We start from the raw sequence: 25,554 nt of genomic DNA on the forward strand, positions 1-25,554 counted from the left end.
GATCAGATGGCGTCGGGGCCGGTTTCGCCGGTGCGTATGCGCACGACCTCTTCAATGTTGGAGACGAAGATTTTGCCGTCGCCGATGCGGCCCGTCTGCGCGGCCTTGCGGATCGCCTCGATGGCGCTTTCCACCGCGTCGTCGCCCAGAACGACCTCGATCTTCACCTTGGGCAGGAAGTCCACCACATATTCCGCGCCCCGGTAGAGCTCGGTGTGGCCCTTCTGCCGTCCAAAACCCTTGGCTTCGGTTACCGTGATGCCTTGCAGCCCCACTTCCTGAAGCGCTTCCTTCACCTCATCGAGCTTGAACGGCTTGATGATCGCTTCGATCTTTTTCATGTGATGGTTGGCCTCCGGTGGGATAAAACGCTGTTGGGCTCCGCTTCGCCAAAATGAAAGCACGAAGCGTGCCAGTCGGACGCGACGACCGCTTTCCACGGCGGGAACGTATGGCAGCCAAGCATAGGTTGCGCTTCGGCGGTGCCGGATTGCGGTGTTCGCGCCAGGAGATCGGCAGTTGCGGAAGTTCAATGCTCTAAAGGCTGATGAAAAATTATGCAAACCGACTATTAGATAGGCAGGCAGCCAGTGTCGGACGCTTCGAGAGGGGATGCAATGCCTGAAGGATGGTCGCGATGAATGAACTGCTGACACCGACGGAAATGGCGGAAGCGGAACGGAGCACGATCGACGGGGGAGACGTCGACGGGTACGGGCTGATGCGGCGTGCGGGCGAGGCGGTGTTTCGGGAATTGCTCGCGCGCTTTCCGCAGGCGACCGGCTTCGACGTGCTTAGCGGGCCAGGCAACAATGGCGGCGACGGCTATGTCGTGGCGCGGCTGCTGGCGGAGACCGGGCTTCCGGTCGAGCTATGGGCCGAGGGCGAGCCGCGTCCGGGCCGCGATGCCGAGCGCGCCGCCCGCGAGTGCGCGCTGCCGCGCCGGCGGCTCGAGGATTTCCAGCCGAGCGGCGGCCGCGTGATCGTCGACGCGCTCTTCGGCGCGGGCCTCACGCGGAGCCTCTCGGGCGCGGCCGAACGGGCGGCGCTAAGCTGCTCCCGGCACCGCGAGGTGGTGTCGATCGACCTGCCGTCCGGCGTTTCCGGCGAAACCGGCGCGGCGGCGGGGGCCTTCAAGGCCGTGCTGACCGTAACGTTCGTTCGCATGAAACCCGGCCATCTGCTCTATCCCGGGCGCGAGCATTGCGGCGAGGTCGTCGTCGCCGATATCGGCGTGCCCGACGGCGCGATCCCACGCCCGACGCGCGATCGCCCGCGCACCTTCGTCAATCGGCCTTCCCTATGGCGCGGCGGGCTCGATCGCCCGGAGACGCATGCGCATAAATATGCGCGCGGCCACGTCGCGGTATTTTCGGGCGGCGCGCTTTCCACCGGCGCGGCGCGGCTGGCCGCAAGCGCCGCGGCGAGAAGCGGGGCAGGGGCGGTCACCCTGCTTTCGCCTTCGCAGGTGCTCGCGATCAATGCAGGCCACCTGACCGCCACGATGCTCGCGCGTGCCGACACGGTGGCCGATCTCGACGATTTCCTCGACAGGCGACGGCCGTTGTCCGCCGTGATCGGTCCGGGCTTCGGCAATCCCGACAAGTTGCGCGCGTTCGTCCTGCACATGCTGGGGCGGGCAAATCATACGGTCCTTGGCGACGGTCTGCTTCGCGGCGGTCTCGTCCTCGACGCCGACGCGATCTCGGCTTTCGCAGAGGACCCCGCGCGATTGTTCGACGCCGTCGCGGCGATCGAGAGCGAGGAGGAGTTTCCCGCCATCGTGCTGACGCCGCACGAGGGCGAATTCCGCAGGCTGTTTCCCGACATCGCCGCCGACGAGAAGCTTTCCAGGCTGGAGAAGGCGCGCCTGGCCGCCGATCGGTCGCGATGCGCGATCGTCTACAAGGGCGCCGACACGATCATCGCCTGCCCGACGGGCCGCGCCGCGATCAACGAGAACGGCACGCCATGGCTTGCGACCGCGGGTTCCGGAGACGTTCTGGCCGGCATCATCGGCGGCATGCTCACTCAGAACATGCCACTTTTCGACGCGGCCTGCGCCGCGGTCTGGATTCACGCCGAGGCGGCGCGGCGCTTCGGCGCGGGCCTGATCGCAGAAGATCTGCCGGGGCTGTTGCCGAGCGTCCTCGGCGATCTGATCGACCGCCGCCTATGAATCGACGCGGGTCTGCAGGGCGATCGCGCCATGCGGCGCGCGCACTTTTCCCTCGGTGATGAAGTAGACGAAAACGTCGCGCGGCTTCTTCTCGGTCGGGGCGGACGGATCGGCATAGGGCAGGTCGCCGGGTGCGCCGCCTTCGGCCCACAGCCTGGCGCGCTCCGCCCAGCCGTCGAGCTGATCGTCGGCATAGCAATGCGGATTGTCGTCGTTGCCGCGCTGCAGGCGCGCATAAACGAAGTCGCCTGTGATATCCGCCATCTCGGGATAGGTCGCATGGTGGGCGTAGACGATCGCGGCCTCGTGCTTGCGGGCGAGCGCGACGAAGTCGGGATCGACGAAGCTGTCGTTGCGCACCTCGATCGCGTGGCGCAGCGGGACGCCGTCCTGTTTTTCCGGAAGCAGCGCCAGGAAGGCGCCGAAATCGACGGGATCGAATTTCTTGGTCGGCGCGAACTGCCAGATGATCGGCCCGAGCTTGTCGCCGAGCTCGGCGACGCCGGAATCAAGAAAGCGCTGGACGGATTCGCCGGCCTCCGCCAGCACCCTGCGGTTGGTCGAGAAGCGGATCGCCTTGAGCGAGAAGACGAAACCGTCCGGCGCGTCGGCCGCCCATTTGGCGAAGGTGGCGGGCTTGAACGTGGAATAGTAGGTACCGTTGACCTCGATCGTCCTCACCTGCCGCGAGGCATATTGAAGCTGCTTCGCCTTGGAGAGCTTGTCGGGATAGAAGGAGGTGTCCCAGGGCTCGAAGGTCCAGCCGCCCATGCCGGCGCGAATTTTCCCGGAAGTGGTCATGCTCTGATCTCCGTTGCTTGCATGGTGCCGCCGCCCGTCGAAACCTTCATCACAGCACCCCGCTCATGCCGGAGCAATGAAGGGCTGCGAAATTTCGCGGAAGACAGGAAGCCTCTCCATCCAATCGCAATGGCTTGCCAGGGCGGGAAACTCGTCAAGGCCCGCAAGGTCGGGATGTGACTCGCTCATGTGCCGGATGGATGCCGCGACCGCGATATCGGCGTGACCGATGCGATCGCCGAACCAGTAGGGGGCCGAGCTTCGGGCACGATCCGCCTCAAGCGAAGCCAGCGTTCCCCGGATCTGCTTCAGGCAACGCGCCTCCCAGGCTTCGGACGGATTCTCGTGCAGCCGGCGTTCGTAGAACAGGCTGACCGCCTTGTCGGCCAGTCCGCTCGCCAGCGCCGCGATCTTCAAGGACTGGTGGCGCTGCGGCTCCGTCCGTGGATGAAGCGCCCGATCCGCCGGCACCAGATTGTCGAGGTGGTCGAGAATGGTGACGCTGTCGACGAGCACGTCGCCATCGTCGAGCACCAGCGTCGGCACGCGCGTCAGCGGGTTGTAGGCCGCGATCTTCTCCGCATCGCCGAACACCGACCAGGGCCTGTGCTCGAAAGACATGTCGTAGAGCCGCAGCGCAATGCCGACGCGTCGAACAAAGGACGAATCATATTGTCCTATCAGAATCACGCCGTCTTCCTCCTCTAGGTCGGCTTCGTCGGCGCTGCGACTTCGGCCGCGAGCGCGGCGCGCGCGCTCACTCCGCCGCTTCCGCCTTCCGTGCCTTCGGCCGTCGTTCGAGCAGTTCCCTGAGGAACTGGCCGGTATAGCTGCGCGGCTCGGCCACGACGTCCTCGGGTGTGCCGGCCGCGACGAGCTCGCCGCCGCCGTCGCCGCCCTCGGGTCCGAGGTCGAGCACCCAGTCGGCGGTCTTGATGACCTCGAGATTGTGCTCGATCACGACGACCGTGTTGCCCTGGTCGACCAGCTCGTGAAGCACTTCGAGCAGCTTCGCCACGTCGTGGAAATGCAGGCCGGTGGTCGGCTCGTCGAGGATATAGAGCGTCTTGCCCGTCGCCTTGCGCGAAAGCTCCTTGGCGAGCTTGATGCGCTGCGCCTCGCCGCCGGAAAGCGTGGTGGCCTGCTGGCCGATATGGATATAGCCGAGGCCGACCTTGTTGAGCGTGGCGAGCTTGTCGCGCACCGCCGGCACGGCGGCGAAGAATTCGACGCCTTCCTCCACCGTCATGTCGAGCACGTCGGCGATCGACTTGCCCTTGAAGGTGACTTCCAGCGTCTCGCGATTGTAGCGCTTGCCGTGGCAGACGTCGCAGGTGACGTAGACGTCGGGCAGGAAGTGCATCTCGATCTTGATGACGCCGTCGCCCTGGCAGGCCTCGCAGCGCCCGCCCTTGACGTTGAAGGAGAAGCGGCCCGGCTGGTAGCCCCGCGCCTTCGCCTCCGGCAGGCCGGCGAACCAGTCGCGGATCGGCGTGAAGGCGCCCGTGTAGGTGGCCGGGTTGGAGCGCGGCGTGCGGCCGATCGGCGACTGGTCGATGTCGATGACCTTGTCGATGAACTCCAGTCCCTCGATGCGGTCGTGCTCGGCCGGATGCTCGCGCGAGCCCATGACGCGGCGCGACGCGGATTTGAACAGCGTCTCGATCAGGAAAGTGGATTTGCCGCCGCCCGAAACGCCGGTGACGGCGGTGAAGGTGCCGAGCGGAATCTCCGCGGTGACGTTCTTGAGGTTGTTGCCGCGCGCGCCCATTACCTTGATGGCGCGGCCCTTCTTCATCTTCCGGCGTTCCGCCGGTACCGGGATGCCGAGATCGCCGGAAAGATATTGCCCGGTCAGCGAATTCGGGTTCGCCATGATCTCCGCCGGCGTGCCCTGGGCGATGACACGGCCGCCGTGAATGCCGGCGGCGGGGCCGATGTCGACCACGTAATCGGCATGCAGGATAGCATCCTCGTCATGCTCGACGACGATGACGGTGTTGCCGAGGTCGCGCAGGTGCTTGAGCGTGTCGAGAAGGCGGGCATTGTCGCGCTGGTGCAAGCCGATCGAGGGCTCGTCGAGTACATAGAGGACGCCGGTGAGGCCGGAGCCGATCTGCGAGGCCAGCCGGATGCGCTGGCTCTCGCCGCCCGACAGCGTGCCCGAATTGCGCGCCAGCGTCAGATAGTCGAGCCCGACATCGTTGAGAAAGCGCAGGCGCTCGCGGATCTCCTTGAGGATGCGCGCGGCGATCTCGTTCTGCTTGGCGTTCATGTCCGCCGGCAGATGCTCGAACCAGGAATTCGCCTTGCGGATCGACATTTCGGTGACCTGGCCGATGTGCAGGCCGCCGATCTTGACCGCCAGCGCCTCGGGCTTCAGCCGGTAGCCGTTGCAGGCCGGGCAGGGGGTCGCCGACATGAAGCGCTCGATCTCCTCGCGCATCCAGGCCGAATCCGTCTCCTTCCAGCGCCGCTGGAGGTTCGGAATGACACCCTCGAAGGTCTTGGCGGTGTTGTAGGAGCGCAGCCCGTCATCGTAGCTGAACTCGACCTTGCGCTCGCCGGTGCCGTAGAGAATGGCCTGCTTGGCCTCGTCCGAAAGCTCGCGCCAGCGGTCGCCGACCTTGAAGCCGTAGGCCTTGCCGAGCCCTTCCAGCGTCTGGACGTAATAGGGCGAGGTCGATTTCGCCCAGGGCGCGACGGCGCCCTCGCGCAGCGACACGTGCTCCTCCGGCACGATCAGGTCGGGGTCGATCGCGCGCTGGCTGCCCAGCCCGTCGCAGGCCGGGCAGGCGCCGAACGGATTGTTGAAGGAGAACAGGCGCGGCTCGATCTCCGGAATGGTGAAGCCGGAGACCGGGCAGGCGAATTTCTCCGAGAAAAGAATGCGTTCGTGGGTTTCGTTCTTGGATTTGTTCACCGACTCCTCGGCCGTTTCGCCGGCCGGAAGCGGCTTGTCGGCAAATTCGGCGATCGCCAGCCCGTCGGCCAGCCGCAGGGCCGTCTCGATCGAGTCGGCGAGCCGCGACGCGAGGTCGCCACGTACGACGATGCGGTCGACGACCACGTCGATGTCGTGCTTGTACTTCTTGTCGAGCGCAGGCACGTCGGCGATCTCGTAGAAGACGCCGTCCACCTTGACGCGCTGGAAGCCCTTCTTCTGGAGCTCGGCGAGTTCCTTGCGGTATTCGCCCTTGCGCCCGCGCACGATCGGCGCGGTGACGTAGAGGCGCGTGCCTTCCTCGACCGCCAGGACGCGGTCGACCATCTGCGAAACCGTCTGGCTCTCGATCGGCAGGCCGGTGGCGGGCGAATAGGGAACACCCACACGCGCGAAGAGCAGACGCATGTAGTCGTAGATCTCGGTGACGGTGCCGACCGTCGAGCGCGGGTTGCGGCTCGTCGTCTTCTGCTCGATCGAGATGGCCGGCGAGAGGCCGTCGATCTGGTCGACGTCCGGCTTCTGCATCATCTCGAGGAACTGCCGGGCATAGGCCGAAAGGCTTTCGACATAGCGCCGCTGCCCCTCGGCATAGATCGTGTCGAAGGCGAGCGACGACTTGCCCGACCCCGACAGCCCCGTCATCACGGTCAGCTTGTCGCGGGGCAGGTCGAGATCGACATTCTTGAGATTATGCTCGCGGGCTCCGCGTATGGAAATGTATTTCTGGTCAGCCATGACCCTGTCGCCGCCTCGATGTTCCTGGCATTGGCGCGGACACGCCGGCCAATTCGCACATATAGGTATTCACGGCCCGGCATCGAGAGCAGCCGGCACCGGATTTTTCTCGCACATCCGGCTTTTCACGCTTTTTTCGCGGCAGGGCAAGGGAAAAGAACAAAGGCCGAACAGGCTACTGACAAAAATCGTGCGGCTCGATCACGATTTATATCGGCGGCCGGGTTCGAGGTTGACGCCTTTTTGCCTCTGGAGCACACTTCGAGGCGTCAGATGAAGCTCGCCCGGCCGAGTTCCGCGACGCCCGAGGGGCTCGGAAGAGGCCGTGTGGCAAGGGCCATCTGGAAGACGGTGCAACGACCAAGGGAGCGAGGTATGACCCCACCGGACAGTGCCCAGAGGCTCCGCCATGTCGCGGGGCCGCGGCGATAATCCCATCGCGCCGGGCGCGAAGCGGAAATCGTCGATTCATCGTACAATTTGAAACCACGATCGGATCATCAGGCGCGACCTGAGACGCATCCGAAACAGAACCGGCAAGAATTGCTCGGTAAAGGGTACAGAACCCGGAACAAGGCCCCGTCCACTCACCAGTGGCGGGGCCGTCTGCTTACAGGCCGGCCGCCTCTTGATCCGAGAGGGAATTCCGGTTATGGAACAAAATAAGAACAAAGTAACCTGTGGACGAGCACGGCCGATTTCGGGCGGAGGAGCGCATCCGCCGCCGCATTCGGCTAGAGTGCGCGGCACTTTCAATTCGGTTTAGGACGAGCGCGGAGCAGCATCATGGCGGGTAGCGTAAACAAGGTCATCCTGGTGGGAAATCTCGGCGCAGATCCCGAAATCCGCCGTCTCAACTCCGGCGATCCGGTCGTCAATCTGCGGATCGCGACGTCCGAAACCTGGCGCGACAAGAATTCGGGCGAGCGCAAGGAAAAGACCGAGTGGCACAATGTCGTCATCTTCAACGACAACCTGGCCAAGGTCGCCGAGCAATATCTGAAGAAGGGCATGAAGGTCTATGTCGAGGGTCAGTTGCAGACCCGCAAATGGCAGGATCAGACCGGCAACGACCGCTACACGACCGAAGTCGTCCTCCAGAAGTTCCGCGGTGAATTGCAGATGCTCGACGCGCGCGGGCAGGGCGAGGGCGGCGGCCAGGTCGGCTACGATCGCGGCGGCGGCGGTTACGACCGCGCTCCGGCCCGCGGCGGATCGGAATTCGGCCAGTCTGGACCGGGCGGTGGAGGCGGTGGTCGCGGCGGCTATTCCAGCGATCTCGACGACGAAATTCCGTTCTGATCGATGTGCCTGATGTGCGGCGACGTTTCCGCCGCGCGCCACGGCTTTGGGCTGAGCGAGCGGCCGGCACAGGTTCTCACCGGTTTGACCTGGGAGGGAACCTACGAGGCCGCCGCCGGCGCGCTCCATTCGATGATCGAGCGCGTGAAGGCCTATTCGGACGCTCAGCCGGGGGTCTGGAAAAGTCCGATCGTCGGTATTTCCTGGAACGACCGCCCCGAGGGCTTCCGCTATTTCGCGGGCGTTTCCGCCGGCGAGGGGGAGATGTCGCCGGCGGAGGAAGCCGACGGGTTCGGGCGGATATCGCTGCCCGAGATGCGCTTCGCCAGCAGTTGGCATGGCCCGCGCGACGGCGACGTCGTCCCCCACTACGGGCGCATGATCGAGTGGATGCGGGAGGAGGGGCTTGCCCGCGACGCGTCGCTCATGCATCAGCGCGAGGAATACCCTCACGACATCGATCTCACCCTGCCGCCGACGCTGAGAATCATGATGCCGGTCAAAGGCTGAGCTTCGTATTCTATTCCGGCCTCGTAAGAAATCGCGCGGATAAAGATATGTCTCATCTGTTCGGACAAAGTGAAGCCTGGTCTTCCGATTGAGACAATTACGACACATTCTCGGCAGGTTTTTCGGATCACCGTAGGCGCGGTTATTCGGACCCGGGTCAGAACCGGTCAAAGATGCGGATAACCTTTTCGACACGATTCCAAAACTCGAAAAGGACAGAACCTATGAACCTCAGAACAAAGCTCATCGCGGCGTGCTCAGTCGTTGCCCTGGGTTTCGGGCCGATGCTCGGCGTGGTGCATGCCCAGGAGGCTTCGCCGGTTCCCAATCAGGAGCAACCCTCTGCCGAAGCGCCGTCCTTCAGCGACGAGAAGCTGAAGTCGTTCGCGGTCGCCTTCCTCGAGGTCAGCAAGATCACGCAGGAATACCAGCCGCAGCTGGAGGGCGCCAAGACGCCCGAGGACCAGCAGCGCGTCCAGTCCGAAGCCAGCGACAAGATGGTCAACGCGGTTGAATCGTCTGAAGGTATTTCCGTTGAGGAGTACACGCAGATCATCCAGGCCGCGCAGACGGATCCCGAACTGGCCCAGAAGATCAACGGACACATCACCGAAGCGGCTCAATAGGCCGCGGGGCCCGAACGGGCACGCAGGACGCAAGGCATCGGCGCCGGCCGGAACTTTTCCGGCGCGGTGCCGTCTGTCTGTCGACCGGTACCGCCACGATCCCGTCTTGCGATCGCGGCGGGCCGGCCAAGCGTGTCTTCCGAAAGCGGTATCCGGGTTCGGTAGACATGCGTGGAAACGAAGACCTTGGCGCGGTCAGCGAATCCGAAGGATCGCATCGCGGCTTGGATGAGTCAGGCGAGGATGAGCGCCTTGATGCCGTCGGCGACGAACTGGACGGCGAGCGCGGCGAGGATGACGCCCAGCAGCCGGGTGAGGATCGAGCGTCCGGTCTCACCGAGGAAGGCGTCGACGCGCTCGGCGAGGACGAAGACGAGATAGGTGATCGCGATCGACAGGGCGATGATCGCCACGAGCGCGGCTCTCTCGGCCGGCGAGGGCAGGGTGCCGGAAAGCAGCACCGTCGCCGAGATCGCGCCGGGGCCGGCGATCAGCGGTATGGCCAACGGGAAGGCCGCGATGTTGCGGATCATGTCCTTGGTCACGGCGCGTTCCGCGCTCCTCTCGTGCCGCTCCTGGCGCCGTTCGAAGATCATCTCGAAGGCGATGTAGAAGAGCAGCAGTCCGCCTGCGACGCGGAAGGCGGGCAGCGTTATTCCGAAGACGGCGAGAATGGTGGCGCCCGCTATCGCGAATATGGCGAGGACGACGAGCGAGATGATGCTGGCGCGCAAGCCGACCTGCATGCGCTCGCTGCGGTTCATGCCGCCGGTCAGCGCCAGGAAGAGCGGGGCGAGGCCGGGCGGGTCGATCGTCACGAGGATCGTCACGAAGGCGTTAAAATAGGTCTCGAAGCTCGCCATCGCCTTTCCCCTCGCTGCGCGACCCTTTCACGTCGTCAGTGGTAGCGGATGATCGCGCCGAAGGCCAGAACATGGCACCGGTCGCGGATCGAAACGACGGCGCGGGGGATGTGGGGGATTGCAGCGAAATCTGCCGTTTTCAACGGCCGCGAATCACCCTTCCGGCGATCGGCGGTTCAATATGGGAGTTTTCGGGGCGAGGCCGCGACAACGTGTTTCGTCGTAATGCGTCAACTATCTGATTTAAAATGAAAATTCGTCTCTGGAAATCTCCCTCGCCGATTTGGAAAAATGGCTGCTGTTCCTATATAAGGAGACAGTGATCCCCATGCATGATTGTGACTTCAATTGACCGACCAGACCACCCCGCGCGGGCCCCAGGACGAGCCTGACGGCATCGAACCGATCTCGATCATAGAGGAGATGCAGCGCTCCTATCTCGACTACGCCATGAGCGTGATCGTGAGCCGCGCTCTCCCCGATGTGCGCGACGGGCTCAAGCCCGTTCACCGGCGCATCATGTATGCGTCGCATGAGAGCGGCTATCACTGGAACCGCAAATATGTGAAGTCGGCGCGTCCCGTCGCCGACGTGATGGGTAAGTACCATCCGCATGGCGACGCTTCGATCTACGATGCCCTGGTCCGCATGGCGCAGGATTGGTCGATGCGCGTGCCGCTCATCGACGGACAGGGCAATTTCGGCTCGATCGACGGCGACCCTCCGGCGGCGATGCGTTATACGGAGTCGCGCCTCACCAAGGTCGCGCACGAGCTGCTGGAAGATATCGACAAGGAAACCGTCGATTTCCAGGATACCTACGATGCGTCCGGGCAGGAGCCGAAGGTGCTGCCGGCGCGCTTCCCGAACCTGCTCGTCAACGGTTCAGGCGGCATCGCCGTCGGCATGGCCACCAACATCCCGCCGCACAATCTCACCGAAGTGGTCGATGGCTGCATCGCGCTGATCGACAATCCGGCGATAGAGCTGCCGGAACTGATGGAAATCATTCCAGGACCGGACTTCCCGACCGGCGGCCTCATTCTCGGCCGCTCCGGCATCTACAGCGCCTATCAGACCGGCCGCGGCTCGGTGCTGATGCGCGGCCGTGTCGCCATCGAGCAGATCCGCAACGAACGCGAGGCGATCATCGTCACCGAAGTTCCCTACCAGGTGAACAAGGCCTCGATGATCGAGAAGATGGCCGAGCTGGTGCGCGACAAGCGCATCGAGGGCATCTCCGACATACGCGACGAGAGCGATCGCCAGGGTTACCGCGTGGTGGTGGAGCTGAAGCGCGACGCCAATGCCGAGGTGATCCTCAACCAGCTCTACCGTTTCACGCCCTTGCAGACCTCCTTCGGCGTCAATGTGGTGGCGCTGAACGGCGGCAAGCCGGAGCAGATGAACCTGCTCGACATGCTGCGCGCCTTCGCCGCGTTCCGCGAGGAGGTGATCAGCCGGCGCACGAAGTATCTGCTGCGCAAGGCGCGCGACCGCGCGCATGTGCTGGTCGGGCTTGCGATCGCCGTCGCCAATATCGACGAGGTCATCAAGCTCATCCGCCACGCGCCGGACCCGCAGACGGCGCGCGAGCAGTTGATGGAGCGACGCTGGCCGGCCGCCGACGTCGAGGCGCTGATCCTGCTGATCGACGATCCGCGCCATCGGATCAACGAGGACGGCACCTACAACCTTTCCGAGGAGCAGGCCCGCGCCATCCTCGAACTGCGCCTGCAGCGCCTGACGGCGCTCGGCCGCGACGAGATCGCCGACGAGCTGAACACGATCGGCACCGAGATCACCGACTATCTCGACATCCTTTCGTCGCGCGCGCGCATCCAGCAGATCGTCAAGGACGAACTCAACGCCGTCCGCGAGGAATTCGGCACGCCGCGGCGCACCGAGATCGTCGACGGCGGCGCGGACATGGACGACGAGGATCTCATCCAGCGCGAGGACATGGTCGTCACCGTCAGCCATTCCGGCTACATCAAGCGCGTGCCGCTGTCGCTCTACCGGGCGCAGCGCCGGGGCGGCAAGGGCCGCTCGGGCATGTCGACCAAGAACGAGGATTTCGTCACGCGCCTGTTCGTGGCCAACACCCACACGCCGGTGCTGTTCTTCTCCTCGCGCGGCATCGTCTACAAGGAGAAGGTCTGGCGCCTGCCGGTCGGCAGCCCGCAATCGCGCGGCAAGGCGCTGATCAACATGCTGCCGCTCGAGCAGGGCGAGCGCATCACCACCATCCTGCCGCTGCCGGAGGACGAGGCGAGCTGGGGTGAGCTCGACGTCATGTTCGCGACCAAGCGCGGCACGGTGCGTCGCAACAAGCTGTCCGACTTCGTCCAGGTCAACCGCAACGGCAAGATCGCCATGAAGCTCGACGAGGAGGGCGACGAGATCCTCGGCGTCTACACCTGCACCGAGAACGACGACGTGCTGCTGACGGCGGATACCGGCCAGTGCATCCGCTTCCCCGTGACGGACGTCCGTGTGTTCGCGGGCCGCAATTCGGTCGGCGTGCGCGGCATAAATCTCTCCTCCGGGGACAAGGTGATCTCGATGGCCATCCTCGGCCATGTCGAGGCGAGCCCTGCGGAACGCTCGGCCTATCTCAAGCAGAGCGCCGCCGAACGCAGGCTCGCGACCGGCGAGGAAGAGGAAATCTCACTCACCAACGAGGAGGTCGAGGAGGACGCCCAGCTCTCGCAGGAGCGCTTCGACGAGCTGAAGGCGCGCGAGCAGTTCGTGCTGACCGTCAGCGAGAAGGGCTACGGCAAGCGTTCGTCGTCCTACGATTTCCGGGTGATCGGACGCGGCGGCAAGGGCATTCGCGCCACCGACGTCTCGAAAGCGGCGGAGATCGGCCCGCTCGTCGCCGCCTTCCCGGTGGAGAACGAGGACCAGATCATGCTGGTCTCCGACGGCGGCCAGGTCATCCGCGTGCCGGTCAACGGCATCCGCTTCGCCAGCCGGGCGACCAAGGGCGTGACGATCTTCAACACCGCCGCGAGCGAGCGCGTGGTCTCGGTCGAGCGCATCTCCGAGCCGCAGGGCGATGAGGATGAAGGGGAGGCCGTCGAGAACGGAATGCCCGAGGCGGAAGCGGGCGAGACGGAAGCGTAAGGATCAGGCAGACGCCGCCGGCCCCGTTGGTTCAACGAGGCCGGTAGCGGTTTACGGTTTCACGCTGTGTCTGCAGCCGCATGCGCTGGGTTTCCTGATGAATGCCGAATGCGGTGGCGATGAGCATGGCCAAGGTCATGGCCAGAGCGAGCATGAAAATCATCATCTGCGTATCTCCTTGGTGAAATAACGGACGAATTTCGATTTGGTTTCACCGGCCATCCGCATGGTCGGCGGTGATTCTGCGGGGACTTTGGATGAAGCGTGTTGAACCCATGCTGAGACGGCCGTTCATGCGGCGTTCATTCGCCCATCGAGGGCGGTCGGCGCGTGCGAATTGCGTTTGCCCGGCAAGCCCGCTAGAAGCGCAGGCATGACCAAGCGCATCGCCTTCTACGCGGGATCCTTCGATCCCCTGACCAACGGCCATCTCGACGTGCTGAAGGGCGCGCTGACGATCGCCGACGAGATCGTCGTCGGCATTGGCATACAGGCCTCGAAGCAGCCGCTGTTCTCCTTCGAGGAGCGCGTGAAGCTCATCGAGCACTGGGCGAAGGGGGAGCTCGGGGAGGAAGCGCCGCGGTTGCGCGTGGTCTCCTTCAAGGGACTGGTGATCGACGCCTCGCGCGAGCATGGCGCCTCGATCATGATCCGCGGGCTGCGCGACGGCACCGATCTCGATTACGAGATGCAGATGGCCGGCATGAACGAGACGATGGCGCCGGAACTGCAGACGGTCTTCCTGCCGGCCAGCCCCTCGGTGCGCACGATTACGGCCACACTCGTGCGCCAGATAGCTTCCATGGGCGGCGACATCCGGCCCTTCGTTCCCTCGGTCGTGGCGGATGCGCTCGCGGCCAAATTCAAATCATAAACAGACGGGAGTGGCTCCATGCAATTTCTGAGGTTTGCCTCGTCGGCGATCGTCGCCGCGGGCTTGCTGATGGCCGGTTCGGCAATCGCCGCCGAGCCCGAGAACACCATGGTCATCGAACTCAAGGACGGTGAGGTGACGATCGCGCTTCGTCCCGACCTCGCGCCCAAGCATGTCGAGCAGATCAAGAAGCTGGTGCGCGGCGGCGAATACGACAACGTCGCCTTTCACCGCGTCATCGGCGGGTTCATGGCGCAGACCGGCGACGTCGAATTCGGCGATATGGTGAACGGCTACAACAGCCAGCGCGCCGGCACGGGCGGCTCCTCGCTCGGCAACATTCCGGCCGAGTTCTCCGACGAACGCTTCGTGCGCGGCACGGTCGGCATGGCGCGCGCGCAGGATCCGGATTCCGCCAATTCGCAATTCTTCATCATGTTCGCTCCGGCGCCTCCGCTCGACGGCAACTACACCGTCATCGGGCAGGTGGAGAGCGGCATGGAACTCGTCGACAACATCAAGAAGGGCGATGCGGCCAACAACGGCGCCGTCACCGACCCCGACAGGATGGTTTCGGTCCGCATCGGCGCGGACGCGAACTGAACTCAAAGCAAAGGATTCTCACTATGGCTGAAATCAAGGATCGCGAGAACGCGCTGATCATGGAGACGACGAAGGGCCAGGTCGTCATCGAGCTCTTTCCCGATCTCGCTCCCGGCCATGTCGGCCGCATCAAGGAACTCGCCCGCGAGGGAGCCTATGACGGCGTGGTCTTCCACCGGGTCATCGACGGCTTCATGGCGCAGACCGGCGACGTGAAGTTCGGCAAGTCCGACGGCCCGAGCTTCAATCCGGCCCGCGCCGGCATGGGCGGCTCCGACAAGGCGGACCTGAAGGCCGAGTTCTCCAACGTCAATCACGGCCGCGGCACCTGCTCCATGGCGCGCGCGCAGAACTCGAACTCCGCCAATTCGCAGTTCTTCATCTGTTTCGAGGATGCAGGCTTCCTCAACCGCCAGTATACGGTCTGGGGCCAGGTCATCGAGGGCATGGAAAATGTCGACAAGATCAAGCGCGGCGAACCCGTGCAGGATCCCGACAAGATCGTGTCGCTGAAGGTCGCGGCCGACGTGGAATGATGAAACGGATCTTCGCGGCCGCATCGATCTTGCTTGCCTGCGCCGGACAGGCGTCGGCGACGGCGAGCATCGGCTGCGCGGCCGCGGACGATCGGGCGTCCTTCGACCTCACCATCGGCAATGTGCCGGTGCTCGCGGTCGTGGGCGCCGAAATCGATGCCGCCGGCGAGACCTGGTCGTTGGCCGGGAATGAACGGTCGATCCGGGTCGGCCAGGCATTCGAGACCCCCGGCGAGATGCGGATCGACTTCACCGACGCGAATGTCGAGGCGGTAGTTGCCGAAATCAGGCTTTTCAAGGCCGCCGAGGGCGATGACGCGGCCATGGCCGGCACGCTCAAGATAGCGGGCAAGGGCGCCTGGGCCGTCACCTGCGTCGGGCCCTGAGGCCGGATAGCCATGCGCGTTGATCTCTTCGACTTCGATCTGCCCGAGGATCGCATCGCCCTTCGCCCGGCCGAGCCGCGTGACAGCGCGAAGCTTCTCATCGTGCGACCCGGCGAGGCGCCGGAGGATCGGATCGTGCGCGATCTGCCCTCGTTGCTGCGGGCGGGCGATGCGCTCGTCTTCAACGACACCAAGGTGATCCCGGCGCAGCTGCGCGGCATTCGCCGCCGCGGCGAGGCGATCGCCCATGTCGACGCGACGCTGCACATGCGCGTCGACGCCGATCGCTGGAAGGCGTTCGTGCGCCCGGCCAAGCGGCTTGCGGAGGGTGACCGGATCAGCTTCGGCCACGAGGAAAACGCCTGCATGATCGGTGCGCTCGACGCGACCGTCATGGAGAAGGGCGAGGCGGGCGAGGTGCTGCTTGCCTTCGACATATCCGGCCCGTTCCTCGACGAGGCGCTGCATGCGGTCGGCCATATCCCGCTGCCGCCCTACATCGCCTCCAAGCGCGCCGACGACGAACGCGACCGCGCCGACTACCAGACGATCTATGCGCGCGAAGAGGGTGCTGTTGCCGCGCCGACCGCCGGGCTGCACTTCACGCCAGACCTGATGTCGCGGCTGGAAGATGCTGGAATAGAACGGCATTTCGTTACCTTGCATGTCGGCGCCGGAACGTTTCTTCCGGTGAAGGCCGACGACACGGCCGACCACCGCATGCACGCGGAGCGGGGATATGTCCCGGCGGCCACGGCGCGCGCCTTGAACGAGGTGCGGGCGCGGGGCGGACGCATCGTCTGCGTCGGCACCACCTCGCTGCGGCTGCTGGAGAGCGCGGCGGCGCCTGACGGCGCGCTCGGCGAGTGGTCCGGCGCGACCGATATCTTCATCACGCCCGGCTACCGCTTCAGGACCGCCGACATGCTGATGACCAATTTCCACCTTCCGCGCTCGACGCTGTTCATGCTCGTCTCCGCCTTCGCTGGCCTGGAGACGATGCGGGAGGCCTACCACCACGCAATCGACACCGGCTACCGCTTCTATTCCTATGGGGACGCAAGTCTTCTTTTCAGGGAGAAGTGAGATGGACGAGGATCTGGGCCGCATGGACCGGGCAACGTTGATCGAGGAGGCGAAGCGGCTGCGCGCCGGCATCCGGGCGTATCGCGATTCCACCGGCCATGACCTTTGCTCGCATCACCCCGACCTTTGGGCGCTTCTGCCGGAGCGCACGAAACCCTCGATAGCCGTGCCGCCATGGCCGAAATTCATGCGCGGCTGCATCCGTTACCGCCAGCCGCTTGAAGAACAGGTGCCCGGCGCGCCCGTTCACGACAAGGAATTCGATGACTGAGACTTTTTCCTTCCGCATCCTCGCCACAGACGGAACAGCCCGGCGCGGAGAGATCACGATGCCGCGCGGAACGGTGCGCACGCCCGCCTTCATGCCGGTGGGCACCGGCGGCACCGTCAAGGCGATGTATCTCGACCAGGTGCGGGCGCTCGGCTCCGACATCATCCTCGGCAACACCTATCACCTGATGCTGCGGCCGGGCGCGGAGCGCGTCGCGCGGCTTGGCGGCCTGCACGATTTCGCGCGCTGGCCCTATCCGATCCTGACCGATTCCGGCGGCTTCCAGGTGATGTCGCTGGCGAAGCTGCGCAAGCTCAACGAAAACGGCGTCACCTTCCGCTCGCATATCGACGGTGCCGCCTATGAGATGACGCCCGAGCGGTCGATCGAGATCCAGGGGCTTCTCGATTCCGACATCCAGATGCAGCTCGACGAATGTACCGCACTTCCCGCCAAGCCGAAGGAGATCGAGCGGGCGATGGAACTTTCGCTGCGCTGGGCCGAGCGCTGCAAGGCGGCCTTCGGAGAGCAGGCGGGCAAGGCGATGTTCGGCATCGTCCAGGGCGGCGACATCGGCGAGCTGCGGGAAAAGTCGGCGGCCGCGCTGACGGCGATGGACCTGAAGGGCTATGCGGTCGGCGGCCTCGCGGTCGGCGAGCCGCAGGAGGTGATGCTCGACATGCTCGAGGCGACCTGTCCCGTTCTTCCCGAGGACAAGCCGCGCTATCTGATGGGCGTCGGCACGCCCGACGACATCCTCAAATCGGTGGCGCGCGGCATCGACATGTTCGACTGCGTCATGCCGACGAGGGCAGGACGTCACGGTCTCGCCTATACACGGCGCGGCAAGATCAATTTGCGCAACGCCCGCCATGCCGACGATCCGCGCCCTCTCGACGAGGAGAGCGAGTGTCCCGCCGCACGCGACTACAGCCGCGCCTATCTGCATCATCTCGTGAAATCCGGCGAGGCGCTGGGCGCCATGCTGCTGACCTGGAACAATCTCGCCTATTACCAGCGCCTGATGGCCGATATCCGCGAGGCGATTGCCGCCGGCAGGTTCAGCGATCGCGCGGCGGAACTGACGGAGGGCTGGGCGCGGGGCGACATCGCCCCGCTCTGAGCGCGATCTTCACGCTTTCCGACATGCTCAAGCGCCATGCAGGACACGGTGCAATCTGCCTCAGGCTTGAGCAATGGCGCGGATTCGCGCATCGGAGAGCCCGTCCGATGTGAAATCTGCTTGCATTTCCCGTTTTCGGCCATTGAAATGCTCTCTCAGAGGGGAGTGTCCGTGTGGCTGCGTTCGACGAAATGCGCCCGGAAAAGACCGGGCTGAGGGAACCCTATTCGGCATATTGCGACTGGCTGCAGGCCCAGAACACGACGCGCCTGACCGAAAAGATGCGCGACGCGGAAAGCGTCTTCCGCAGGACCGGCATCACCTTCGCGGTCTACGGCACGGAGGAGGCGGCCGAAAGGCTCATTCCCTTCGACATCGTGCCCCGCATCATTTCCGGCTCCGAATGGCGACGTCTGACGCAGGGCATCGAGCAGCGCGTCCAGGCGCTCAACGCCTTCCTCGACGACATCTATCATCGCCAGGAGATCCTGCGCGCGGGTCGCGTGCCGAAGGAGCTGATCGCGCGCAACGAGGCGTTCCTTCCCGAAATGATCGGCGTGCGCCCGCCCGCCGGCGTCTATACGCACATCATCGGCGTCGACATCGTGCGCACCGGCGAGAACGAGTTTTTCGTGCTGGAGGACAATGCCCGCACGCCGTCGGGCGTGTCCTACATGCTGGAGAACCGCGAGACGATGATGCAGCTCTTTCCGGAGCTGTTCCAGCGGATCAAGGTGCGGCCGGTCGAGAACTATCCGCAATTGCTGCGCCAGTCGCTTTCGGCGGTGAGCCCGCGCGGCAATGCCGCCGAGGCGACGATCGCGGTGCTGACGCCGGGCAGCTACAATTCGGCCTTCTTCGAGCACGCCTTCCTTGCCGACCAGATGGGGGTGGAGCTGGTCGAGGGGCAGGATCTGCGCGTGGTCGACGGCCACGTCGCCATGCGTACCACGCAGGGCTACAAGCAGATCGACGTGCTCTACCGCCGCGTCGACGACGCCTATCTCGATCCGCTGACCTTCAATCCGGACTCCGCCCTCGGCGTCGCCGGCATCATGGACGTCTACCGCGCCGGCAACATCACCATCGCCAACGCGCCGGGAACCGGCATCGCCGACGACAAGGCGATCTATTCCTACATGCCCGAGATCGTCGAGTTCTACACCGGCCGCAAGGCGATTCTCGGCAACATACCGACCTGGCGCTGCTCGGAGCCCGACAGCCTGAAATATGTGCTGGAGCATCTCGGAGAGCTGGTGGTCAAGGAAGTGCACGGCTCGGGCGGCTACGGCATGCTGGTGGGACCGGCCGCGAGCAGGAAGGAGCGGGAGGATTTCGCCCGCAAGCTCAAGGCGAAGCCCGCCAACTACATCGCCCAGCCGACGCTCGCGCTTTCGACCTGCCCGATACTGACGGAAAAGGGGCTTGCGCCCCGCCACGTCGATCTGAGGCCGTTCGTGCTGGTTTCCGACCGCATCCGCATCGTTCCCGGCGGCCTGACCCGCGTGGCGCTGAAGGAAGGCTCGCTCGTCGTCAATTCCTCGCAGGGCGGCGGCACCAAGGATACATGGGTGCTCGATGACTGATCGGCAGGCAGGCTGACATGCTCGGGCGCACCGCAAACGGCCTCTACTGGATGAGCCGCTACATCGAGCGGGCCGAGAACATGGCGCGGCTGGTCGATGCCGGCCTGCGGCTCGCCTTGACGCGAGAAAGCTCGGCCGACGAATGGGCCTCGGTGGTGGTCAGCGCCGGCGCGCGCGATGCCTATGACGCGCGCCACTCCGAATATAGCGGTCCGCTGGCGATCGATTTCCTGCTTCGCGACACGGTCAACCCCTCGAGCGTGCTTTCTTCCATCGAGACGGCGCGCAACAATGCCCGGATGGTGCGCACCGCGCTGACGCGCGAGACCTGGGAGAGCATCAACGAAGCCTGGATGTCGCTGAAGCGCATACTGGCCGTGCCGATCGACGAGCGCGAACTGCCGAAGATCCTCGACGCGATCAAGCGGGAGACGGCGCTGATCCGCGGTTCCTTCCACGGCACGATGCTCAGGAACGAGATATTCGACTTCTCGCAACTCGGCACGTTCGTCGAGCGCGCGGACAATACGGCGCGCATTCTCGACGTCAAATATTACGTGCTGCTGCCGTCGATCTCATGGGTCGGTTCGTCGCTCGACAACTACCAGTGGGAATCGATCCTGCGCTCGGTGGCCGCGCATCGCTCCTATCGCTGGGTCTACGAGGCGGACTACCGGCCGACCAATGTCGCCGATTTCCTGATCCTCAACCGCCGCATGCCGCGTTCGCTCGCCTATTGCTACCGGATGATCCTCGAAAGCCTGAATTTTCTCGGCGACGACTATGATGCGCGGCACGATTGCCACGATACGGCGGTACAGACCATGCGCATGCTGCAGCGGGGCACAATCGCCGACATATTCGACCGCGGGCTGCACGAGTTCCTTGGCGACTTCATCAGGCTCAACAACAAGCTGGGCAACGAAGTCGCCCAGGCCTACCGGTTCTATTGAGGGCGGCCGATGCGCCTGAAGATCTCGCACAGGACTCGATACAGCTACGACGCGCCGGTGCCCTATGCGCTGCAGCGGGTGAGGCTCGTGCCGCTCGGCGGTGCGACGCAGACGGTGCATTCGTGGACGGTTTCGATAGAAGGGGCGAGGGAAGAACTCCGCTTTCACGATCATTTCGGCAACGACACGCGGCTGATCAGCGTATCGGGCGAGCCGCATGAAATCTCGATCGTCGCCAGCGGCGAAATAGAGACGCGCGACACCAGCGGCGTCGCCGGTGCGCACACCGGCTTTGCGCCGCTCTGGCTGTTCCAGCAGGAGACCGGGCTCACCAGCGCGGGGTCGCTGGCGCGCGATCTGACGTCGACTTCCTCCGGCGCGTCGGAGATCGAGACGCTGCATGGGCTGAGCGCGGCGATACGCGCCAGGGTGGATTACGTGATCGGCGTGACCGATGCCGGCACGTCCGCGGAGGAAGCGCTGGCGCTTGGACGGGGGGTCTGCCAGGACCACGCCCATATCTTTCTCGCGGCGGCCCGCGCGCTCGGCTTTCCCGCCCGCTATGTGAGCGGCTATCTGATGCTCGACGACGCGACCGACCAGGTGGCGACCCATGCCTGGGCGGAAGCCCATATCGACGGGCTCGGCTGGGTCGGCTTCGACGTCTCCAACGGTATTTCGCCGGACGAGCGTTACGTCCGCATCGCCACCGGCCGTGACTACCGCGACGCGATGCCGACCTCGGGCATCAGGCTGGGCAGCGCGCAGGAAGCGCTTGCAGTTCACATAACTGTCGAGCAGTAATTGCGGCAGAGACAATACGGATCCCTGACTCATGACCTATTGCGTCGGCCTCAAGATCGATCGAGGCCTCGTCTTCATGTCCGACACCCGCACCAATGCGGGCATCGACAGCATTTCGACCTTCCGCAAGATGTATACCTGGGAGGAGCCGGGCGAGCGCGTGATCGTGCTGATGGGCGCCGGCAACCTGGCCACCACGCAGGCCGTGGTGAGCAATCTCAACGAGCGGGTGAAATCCACCGGAAAGCGTCCGCCTTCGATCATGCACACACCGTCGATGTACCAGACGGCGAAGCTCGTCGGCGACACGGTCAAGGAGGTGATCGCGAGCTCCGCGCCCGCCGGCGAGAGCGCCGACGCCTTCGCCGCCTCCTTCATCCTCGGCGGGCAGGTCAAGGGCGGCGAGCCACGCATCTTCCTGATCTACCCGGAAGGCAATTTCATCGAGACCTGCGAGGACACGCCCTTCTTCCAGATCGGCGAGACGAAATACGGCAAACCGATACTGGTGCGCGCCTACGATCCGGCGATGTCCTTCGAGGAGACCGTGAAGCTGCTGGTTCTCTCCTTCGATTCCACGCTCAGATCGAACCTGTCGGTAGGTCTGCCGCTCGATCTGCTGTTCTGCGAGCGCGATACGTACAAGGTGACCTACCGCCGGCGCTTCGCGCAGGACGATCCGTATTATCAAGAGCTTGCAGAGGGTTGGTCGAAAGCGTTGAGAACCGCCTTCAAGAGCCTGCCCCATCTGAAGGACTGAAACGCCGCCATGGCGCGGGAGGCTCCATGAACAACGACGATTTTCGCGAATGGTCGCGCAAGGCGGCCGAATGGGGCGCGGACTATCGCGCCGGCCTGCGCGAGCTGCCGGTGCGGGCGCGCACCAAGCCGGGCGAGATCGCGGCAGGCATGGAGACCGCGCCGCCGGAGGACGGCGAGCCGATGGAGGCGATCTTCGCGGATTTCGAAGAGAAGATCCTTCCCGGCATGACGCATTGGCAGCATCCGCGTTTCTTCGCCTATTTTCCGGCCAATGCCGCGCCGGTGTCGGTGGTCGCCGAATATCTCGTCAGCGCCATGGCGGCGCAATGCATGCTCTGGCAGACCTCGCCCAGCGCGACCGAGCTTGAGACACGGGTTCTCGACTGGCTGAGGCAGGCGCTCGGCCTACCCGACGGTTTTCGCGGCGTCATCCAGGATTCGGCGTCTTCCGCCACGCTCGCCGCCATCCTGACGATGCGCGAGCGTGCGCTTTCTTGGCAAGGCAACCGGCAGGGCCTCGCGGGGCAGCCGAAGGTGAGGGTCTATTCCTCCGACCAGGTGCACACTTCCGTCGATCGGGCGATCTGGGTTTCGGGCATCGGCGAGGAAAACCTGGTGCGCATTCCGGTTGCCGGACCGCTGCGACCGATGGTTCCGGAGGCGCTGGAGCAGGCCATAGTTCGCGACAGGGAGGCAGGCCTTCTACCCGCGGGCATCGTCGCCTCGGTGGGCGGAACCAGCGTCGGCGGCACCGACGACGTGGCGGCCGTGTGCGAGATCGCCGAGCGGCACGGCCTCTATGTTCATGTCGATGCCGCATGGGCCGGCTCGGCGATGATCTGTCCGGAATTCCGTCATCTCTGGCAGGGCGTGGAGAAGGCCCATTCCATCGTCTTCAACCCGCACAAATGGCTCGGCGCGCAGTTCGACTGCTCGGCGCATTTCATCCGCGAGCCGGACGACCTCGTCCGCACGCTGGCGATAAAGCCCGAATATCTGAAGACGCATGGCAGCGACGGCATCGTCAACTATTCGGAATGGTCGGTGCCGCTCGGCAGGCGTTTTCGGGCGCTGAAACTGTGGTTCCTGCTGCGCGCCCACGGGCTGAAGCAGTTGAGGGCGATGATCCGCAACCATGTCGAATGGAGCGGCGACCTGGCTAGGAAGATCGCCGGCGAGCCGGATTTCGAACTCGTCACCAAGCCGATGCTATCGCTTTTCAGCTTCAGGCACGTTCCGGAAGGCGGCGACGACGTCGATGCGCACAATCTGGCGCTCGTCAACGCGATCAATGACGACGGCCGCATCTATCTCACGCAGACGCGCGTCGACGGGCGCATCGCCATCCGCTTTCAGGCGGGGCAGTTCGAGACGACGAAGGAGGATGTCGACATGGCCTTCGACGTCATCCGCGATTGCGCCAAGAAACTCGCTTCGGCGTAGCCAGGCGCAAAAATAAAGGCCCCGCGCAAACACGCGGGGCCTTTCGGTCGGTTATCTGCCGTCAATCAGTAAGGCGAGATGCACTGTCGGCGCGGTCCGTTATAGGGCTGGAACGTGTTGTCCGACGCGCGATAGGAGCGATAGCGCGCATAGCACCAGTCGACATGGGCATTGCCGCGCGGCCTGTACCGCACCGGCGGCTGGCTGGCGATGGCGCCGCCTATGATCGCGCCGGCGATGAAGGCGGCCGGCGGGAACCAATAGCCGTTGTGACGGCGATAGCCGGGGCGGTGGTGGCGGTAGCCGCGATGGCCGTTGTAGTAGTGGCGGTTGCCCTGGCGATAATAGCCGCCGCGCCGGTGGTCGCGACGATCACGATAATGGCGGCGATCGCGATACTGTACGTTTGTCGTGTTCACCTGATCGAATACGGGCTTCGGAGCAGGCATGGCCACCGCCGGGGCGGCGAACGGGATCGAAAGCGCCATTGCGGCCGCGCAAAGGCTCGAAACGATCTTCATCATGTGTGACCTCCTAGAGGATTCCAGGTTGCAGTCCCTCGCGGTGGAAACGTGGCGCGCCACTTTTTGTTCCGCCACCTTGGATAGAACGATTTCGACCTTGTCGTAAAGGTGGTAACCGGGTTGAGGGCCTCGACCCGCGCCCCAATTCCTCCGCCTTTTCCCGCTACGCCGCGCCCGCCCGTCCCACCCTCCGGGGCAGGCAGCCTCGTTACCGGCGGTTGAGCAACTACGGGCGCGAGGCAATCGAGGGGCCGGCGGCCGGGGTACTCTCCTTGCGGCCGCCGGTTGGGAGAAATCCCGTCTGATGAGGCACTTGACCAACCCAAGCCCGTAATTTCGCCCGGGAAAGGGAGCCCTGCCGTGCGAGGCGGAATTGGGCCGTGCGAGATTTGAATCTCGCAAAAATCTCGCACAGCCATACTTTGTTCTGGCTGCGTTCCAAAATCTAACTACTAAGCCTTTGGTTCGATTGGTGAGCGCGCAGGGGCTCGAACCCTGGACCTACTGATTAAAAGTCAGTTGCTCTACCAGCTGAGCTACGCGCTCCCGTGAAGCGCAGTGCGGCGCTCCTCGAAATTGCGGCGGAACATAGGGAGAGAGCGGTTGGCGGTCAACCGGAAAAGCCGCTATTTCATCCGTCCTGTCCCCGGCTTTTTACGGGCACCGCCCAGCGACCCTTTGCCACGCAATGGTGATTTGGAGGCTGGGGAGCGCGGCGGCTATATGCAATGCGCAGTTCGAGAAGACGGATCGGGAATCGATGGCGATAGATGTGGGCTATGCAAGCGCGGTCGCGGCGGGGGCGATCTCCTTCCTTTCGCCTTGCGTCCTGCCGCTGGTCCCGCCCTATCTGTGCTACATGGCCGGCGTGTCGATGGACGATTTTCGTGCTGACAAGGCACCGTCCGCGGCCGCGAGCCCGGCGCGGCTGGCGCTCGCCGGCGCATCGGTCGCCTTCGTGCTCGGCTTTTCGACGGTTTTCGTCGCGCTCGGCGCCGGCGCCTCCACCATCGGCGGCCTGCTGCGGGCCTGGCAACAGGAACTCGCAATCGTCGCGGGCCTCATCATCATCGTGATGGGGCTGAATTTCCTCGGCGTCATCCGCATCCCGATCCTGTCGCGCGAGGCGCGGTTCCAGGCGAAGGGCAGCCCCGCGAGCATGGCCGCGGCCTATTTGATGGGCCTTGCCTTCGCCTTCGGCTGGACGCCGTGCATCGGACCGGTGCTCGGTCCGATCCTGACGCTCGCCGGCGGCCGCGACACGGTGGGCGAGGGCGCCTTGCTGCTGGCCGCCTATTCGCTGGGGCTCGGCATTCCGTTCCTGCTGGCGGCCTTGTTCTCGGGCGCCTTCATGCGCTTCCTTTCACGCTTTCGAGTGCATCTGGGGCGTGTCGAGAAGGTGATGGGCGGTCTGCTGGTGATCGCCGGCGTGCTGTTCCTCACCGGCGGCATCCAGGCCGCGTCCTACTGGCTGCTCGAAACCTTCCCCACGCTCGGAACGCTGGGCTGAC

Annotated in this window: 25 protein-coding genes and 1 tRNA gene; 18 read left to right on the plus strand and 8 right to left on the minus strand. The window is 64.5% G+C overall.

The annotated features are described in order from the left end of the window. Positions 1 to 2 precede the first annotated feature (2 nt). The gene (locus tag XW59_RS10250) at positions 3 to 341 is read right to left on the minus strand and encodes a P-II family nitrogen regulator (RefSeq protein ID WP_047144842.1); all 339 of its coding nucleotides are present in this window, start codon (positions 339 to 341) and stop codon (positions 3 to 5) included. Positions 342 to 637: 296 nt separating this feature from the next. Here XW59_RS10250 and XW59_RS10255 point away from each other — a divergent pair, with 296 nt between their 5' ends. Next, entirely contained in the window at positions 638 to 2,179 is a 1,542-nt protein-coding gene (locus tag XW59_RS10255; RefSeq protein WP_047144973.1) for a bifunctional ADP-dependent NAD(P)H-hydrate dehydratase/NAD(P)H-hydrate epimerase, read from the plus strand. On the opposite strand, the gene XW59_RS10260 is transcribed toward XW59_RS10255, so the two are convergent. From XW59_RS10260 to uvrA, 3 genes are all read right to left on the minus strand, one after another. Continuing rightward, complete coding sequence (locus XW59_RS10260) at positions 2,174 to 2,980, minus strand: DUF72 domain-containing protein (RefSeq protein WP_047144843.1); 807 nt, start codon at positions 2,978 to 2,980, stop codon at positions 2,174 to 2,176. The genes XW59_RS10255 and XW59_RS10260 overlap by 6 nt on opposite strands. A 63-nt stretch (positions 2,981 to 3,043) precedes the next feature. Then, positions 3,044 to 3,670, minus strand: coding sequence for a glutathione S-transferase family protein (locus XW59_RS10265; protein WP_047144844.1), 627 nt, complete (start codon positions 3,668 to 3,670; stop codon positions 3,044 to 3,046). A gap of 67 nt (positions 3,671 to 3,737) precedes the next feature. Then, positions 3,738 to 6,662 (minus strand): excinuclease ABC subunit UvrA, encoded by a 2,925-nt coding sequence (uvrA, locus tag XW59_RS10270; RefSeq protein WP_047144845.1) that lies wholly within the window; start codon positions 6,660 to 6,662, stop codon positions 3,738 to 3,740. A gap of 786 nt (positions 6,663 to 7,448) precedes the next feature. Here uvrA and XW59_RS10275 point away from each other — a divergent pair. The 3 genes from XW59_RS10275 to XW59_RS10285 all read left to right on the plus strand — a co-directional run bounded on the left by XW59_RS10275 (position 7,449) and on the right by XW59_RS10285 (position 9,100). After that, a complete protein-coding gene (locus XW59_RS10275) occupies positions 7,449 to 7,964 on the plus strand; it encodes a single-stranded DNA-binding protein (RefSeq protein ID WP_047144846.1) in 516 nt (171 codons plus the stop codon). 12 nt (positions 7,965 to 7,976) lie between these two features. Continuing rightward, positions 7,977 to 8,474 carry a GyrI-like domain-containing protein gene (locus tag XW59_RS10280; protein ID WP_047144847.1) on the plus strand — a complete coding sequence of 166 codons (498 nt, stop codon included), beginning with the start codon at positions 7,977 to 7,979 and terminating at the stop codon, positions 8,472 to 8,474. Between the two features lie 224 nt (positions 8,475 to 8,698). Further along, the gene (locus XW59_RS10285) at positions 8,699 to 9,100 is read left to right on the plus strand and encodes a DUF4168 domain-containing protein (protein WP_047144848.1); all 402 of its coding nucleotides are present in this window, start codon (positions 8,699 to 8,701) and stop codon (positions 9,098 to 9,100) included. A 233-nt stretch (positions 9,101 to 9,333) separates the two neighbouring features. Here XW59_RS10285 and XW59_RS10290 read toward each other — a convergent pair whose 3' ends face one another. Continuing rightward, positions 9,334 to 9,963, minus strand: a complete 630-nt coding sequence (locus XW59_RS10290; protein WP_047144850.1) for a MarC family protein — start codon at positions 9,961 to 9,963, stop codon at positions 9,334 to 9,336. Between the two features lie 348 nt (positions 9,964 to 10,311). Between XW59_RS10290 and gyrA the strand changes: the two genes are divergently transcribed. Continuing rightward, entirely contained in the window at positions 10,312 to 13,092 is a 2,781-nt protein-coding gene (gene gyrA / locus XW59_RS10295; protein WP_047144851.1) for a DNA gyrase subunit A, read from the plus strand. A gap of 31 nt (positions 13,093 to 13,123) precedes the next feature. On the opposite strand, the gene XW59_RS29795 is transcribed toward gyrA, so the two are convergent. After that, complete coding sequence (locus XW59_RS29795; protein ID WP_281406224.1) at positions 13,124 to 13,258, minus strand: hypothetical protein; 135 nt, start codon at positions 13,256 to 13,258, stop codon at positions 13,124 to 13,126. A gap of 207 nt (positions 13,259 to 13,465) precedes the next feature. On the opposite strand from XW59_RS29795, the gene coaD reads away from it, so the two are divergent. The 12 genes from coaD (at position 13,466) to XW59_RS10355 (ending at position 23,519) form a co-directional block, all read left to right on the plus strand. After that, positions 13,466 to 13,966 (plus strand): pantetheine-phosphate adenylyltransferase, encoded by a 501-nt coding sequence (coaD, locus tag XW59_RS10300; protein ID WP_047144852.1) that lies wholly within the window; start codon positions 13,466 to 13,468, stop codon positions 13,964 to 13,966. An 18-nt stretch (positions 13,967 to 13,984) separates the two neighbouring features. After that, on the plus strand, positions 13,985 to 14,569 hold the full coding sequence (locus XW59_RS10305) for a peptidylprolyl isomerase (RefSeq protein WP_047144853.1): 585 nt from the start codon (positions 13,985 to 13,987) through the stop codon (positions 14,567 to 14,569). Between the two features lie 23 nt (positions 14,570 to 14,592). After that, the gene (locus XW59_RS10310; RefSeq protein ID WP_047144854.1) at positions 14,593 to 15,105 is read left to right on the plus strand and encodes a peptidylprolyl isomerase; all 513 of its coding nucleotides are present in this window, start codon (positions 14,593 to 14,595) and stop codon (positions 15,103 to 15,105) included. After that, a complete protein-coding gene (locus XW59_RS10315) occupies positions 15,105 to 15,491 on the plus strand; it encodes a hypothetical protein (protein ID WP_047144855.1) in 387 nt (128 codons plus the stop codon). Before XW59_RS10310 ends, XW59_RS10315 begins: the two co-directional genes overlap by 1 nt. A 12-nt stretch (positions 15,492 to 15,503) precedes the next feature. Then, entirely contained in the window at positions 15,504 to 16,577 is a 1,074-nt protein-coding gene (gene queA / locus XW59_RS10320; protein ID WP_047144856.1) for a tRNA preQ1(34) S-adenosylmethionine ribosyltransferase-isomerase QueA, read from the plus strand. 1 nt (position 16,578) lies between these two features. Continuing rightward, complete coding sequence (locus XW59_RS10325; RefSeq protein ID WP_047144857.1) at positions 16,579 to 16,848, plus strand: hypothetical protein; 270 nt, start codon at positions 16,579 to 16,581, stop codon at positions 16,846 to 16,848. Then, complete coding sequence (gene tgt / locus XW59_RS10330; protein ID WP_047144858.1) at positions 16,841 to 17,971, plus strand: tRNA guanosine(34) transglycosylase Tgt; 1,131 nt, start codon at positions 16,841 to 16,843, stop codon at positions 17,969 to 17,971. Before XW59_RS10325 ends, tgt begins: the two co-directional genes overlap by 8 nt. Before the next feature lie 173 nt (positions 17,972 to 18,144). Beyond that, the gene (locus tag XW59_RS10335) at positions 18,145 to 19,557 is read left to right on the plus strand and encodes a circularly permuted type 2 ATP-grasp protein (protein WP_047144859.1); all 1,413 of its coding nucleotides are present in this window, start codon (positions 18,145 to 18,147) and stop codon (positions 19,555 to 19,557) included. Between the two features lie 17 nt (positions 19,558 to 19,574). After that, positions 19,575 to 20,510 carry an alpha-E domain-containing protein gene (locus tag XW59_RS10340; protein ID WP_047144860.1) on the plus strand — a complete coding sequence of 312 codons (936 nt, stop codon included), beginning with the start codon at positions 19,575 to 19,577 and terminating at the stop codon, positions 20,508 to 20,510. A 9-nt stretch (positions 20,511 to 20,519) separates the two neighbouring features. Beyond that, positions 20,520 to 21,314, plus strand: a complete 795-nt coding sequence (locus XW59_RS10345; protein WP_047144861.1) for a transglutaminase family protein — start codon at positions 20,520 to 20,522, stop codon at positions 21,312 to 21,314. Between the two features lie 31 nt (positions 21,315 to 21,345). Beyond that, positions 21,346 to 22,074, plus strand: coding sequence for a proteasome-type protease (locus tag XW59_RS10350; protein WP_047144862.1), 729 nt, complete (start codon positions 21,346 to 21,348; stop codon positions 22,072 to 22,074). Between the two features lie 26 nt (positions 22,075 to 22,100). After that, on the plus strand, positions 22,101 to 23,519 hold the full coding sequence (locus XW59_RS10355) for a pyridoxal-dependent decarboxylase (protein WP_047144863.1): 1,419 nt from the start codon (positions 22,101 to 22,103) through the stop codon (positions 23,517 to 23,519). Between the two features lie 65 nt (positions 23,520 to 23,584). Here XW59_RS10355 and XW59_RS10360 read toward each other — a convergent pair whose 3' ends face one another. Together XW59_RS10360 and XW59_RS10365 are read right to left on the minus strand one after the other, a co-directional pair. After that, positions 23,585 to 24,043 (minus strand): BA14K family protein, encoded by a 459-nt coding sequence (locus tag XW59_RS10360; RefSeq protein WP_047144864.1) that lies wholly within the window; start codon positions 24,041 to 24,043, stop codon positions 23,585 to 23,587. A 470-nt stretch (positions 24,044 to 24,513) separates the two neighbouring features. Then, positions 24,514 to 24,589, minus strand: a tRNA-Lys gene (locus tag XW59_RS10365). Positions 24,590 to 24,803: 214 nt separating this feature from the next. On the opposite strand from XW59_RS10365, the gene XW59_RS10370 reads away from it, so the two are divergent. Beyond that, positions 24,804 to 25,553 (plus strand): cytochrome c biogenesis CcdA family protein, encoded by a 750-nt coding sequence (locus tag XW59_RS10370; RefSeq protein WP_047144974.1) that lies wholly within the window; start codon positions 24,804 to 24,806, stop codon positions 25,551 to 25,553. The last annotated feature ends 1 nt before the right edge of the window (position 25,554 follow it).

The sequence above is a fragment of the Aquamicrobium sp. LC103 genome (assembly GCF_001014615.2).
Lineage (GTDB): Bacteria > Pseudomonadota > Alphaproteobacteria > Rhizobiales > Rhizobiaceae > LBCQ02.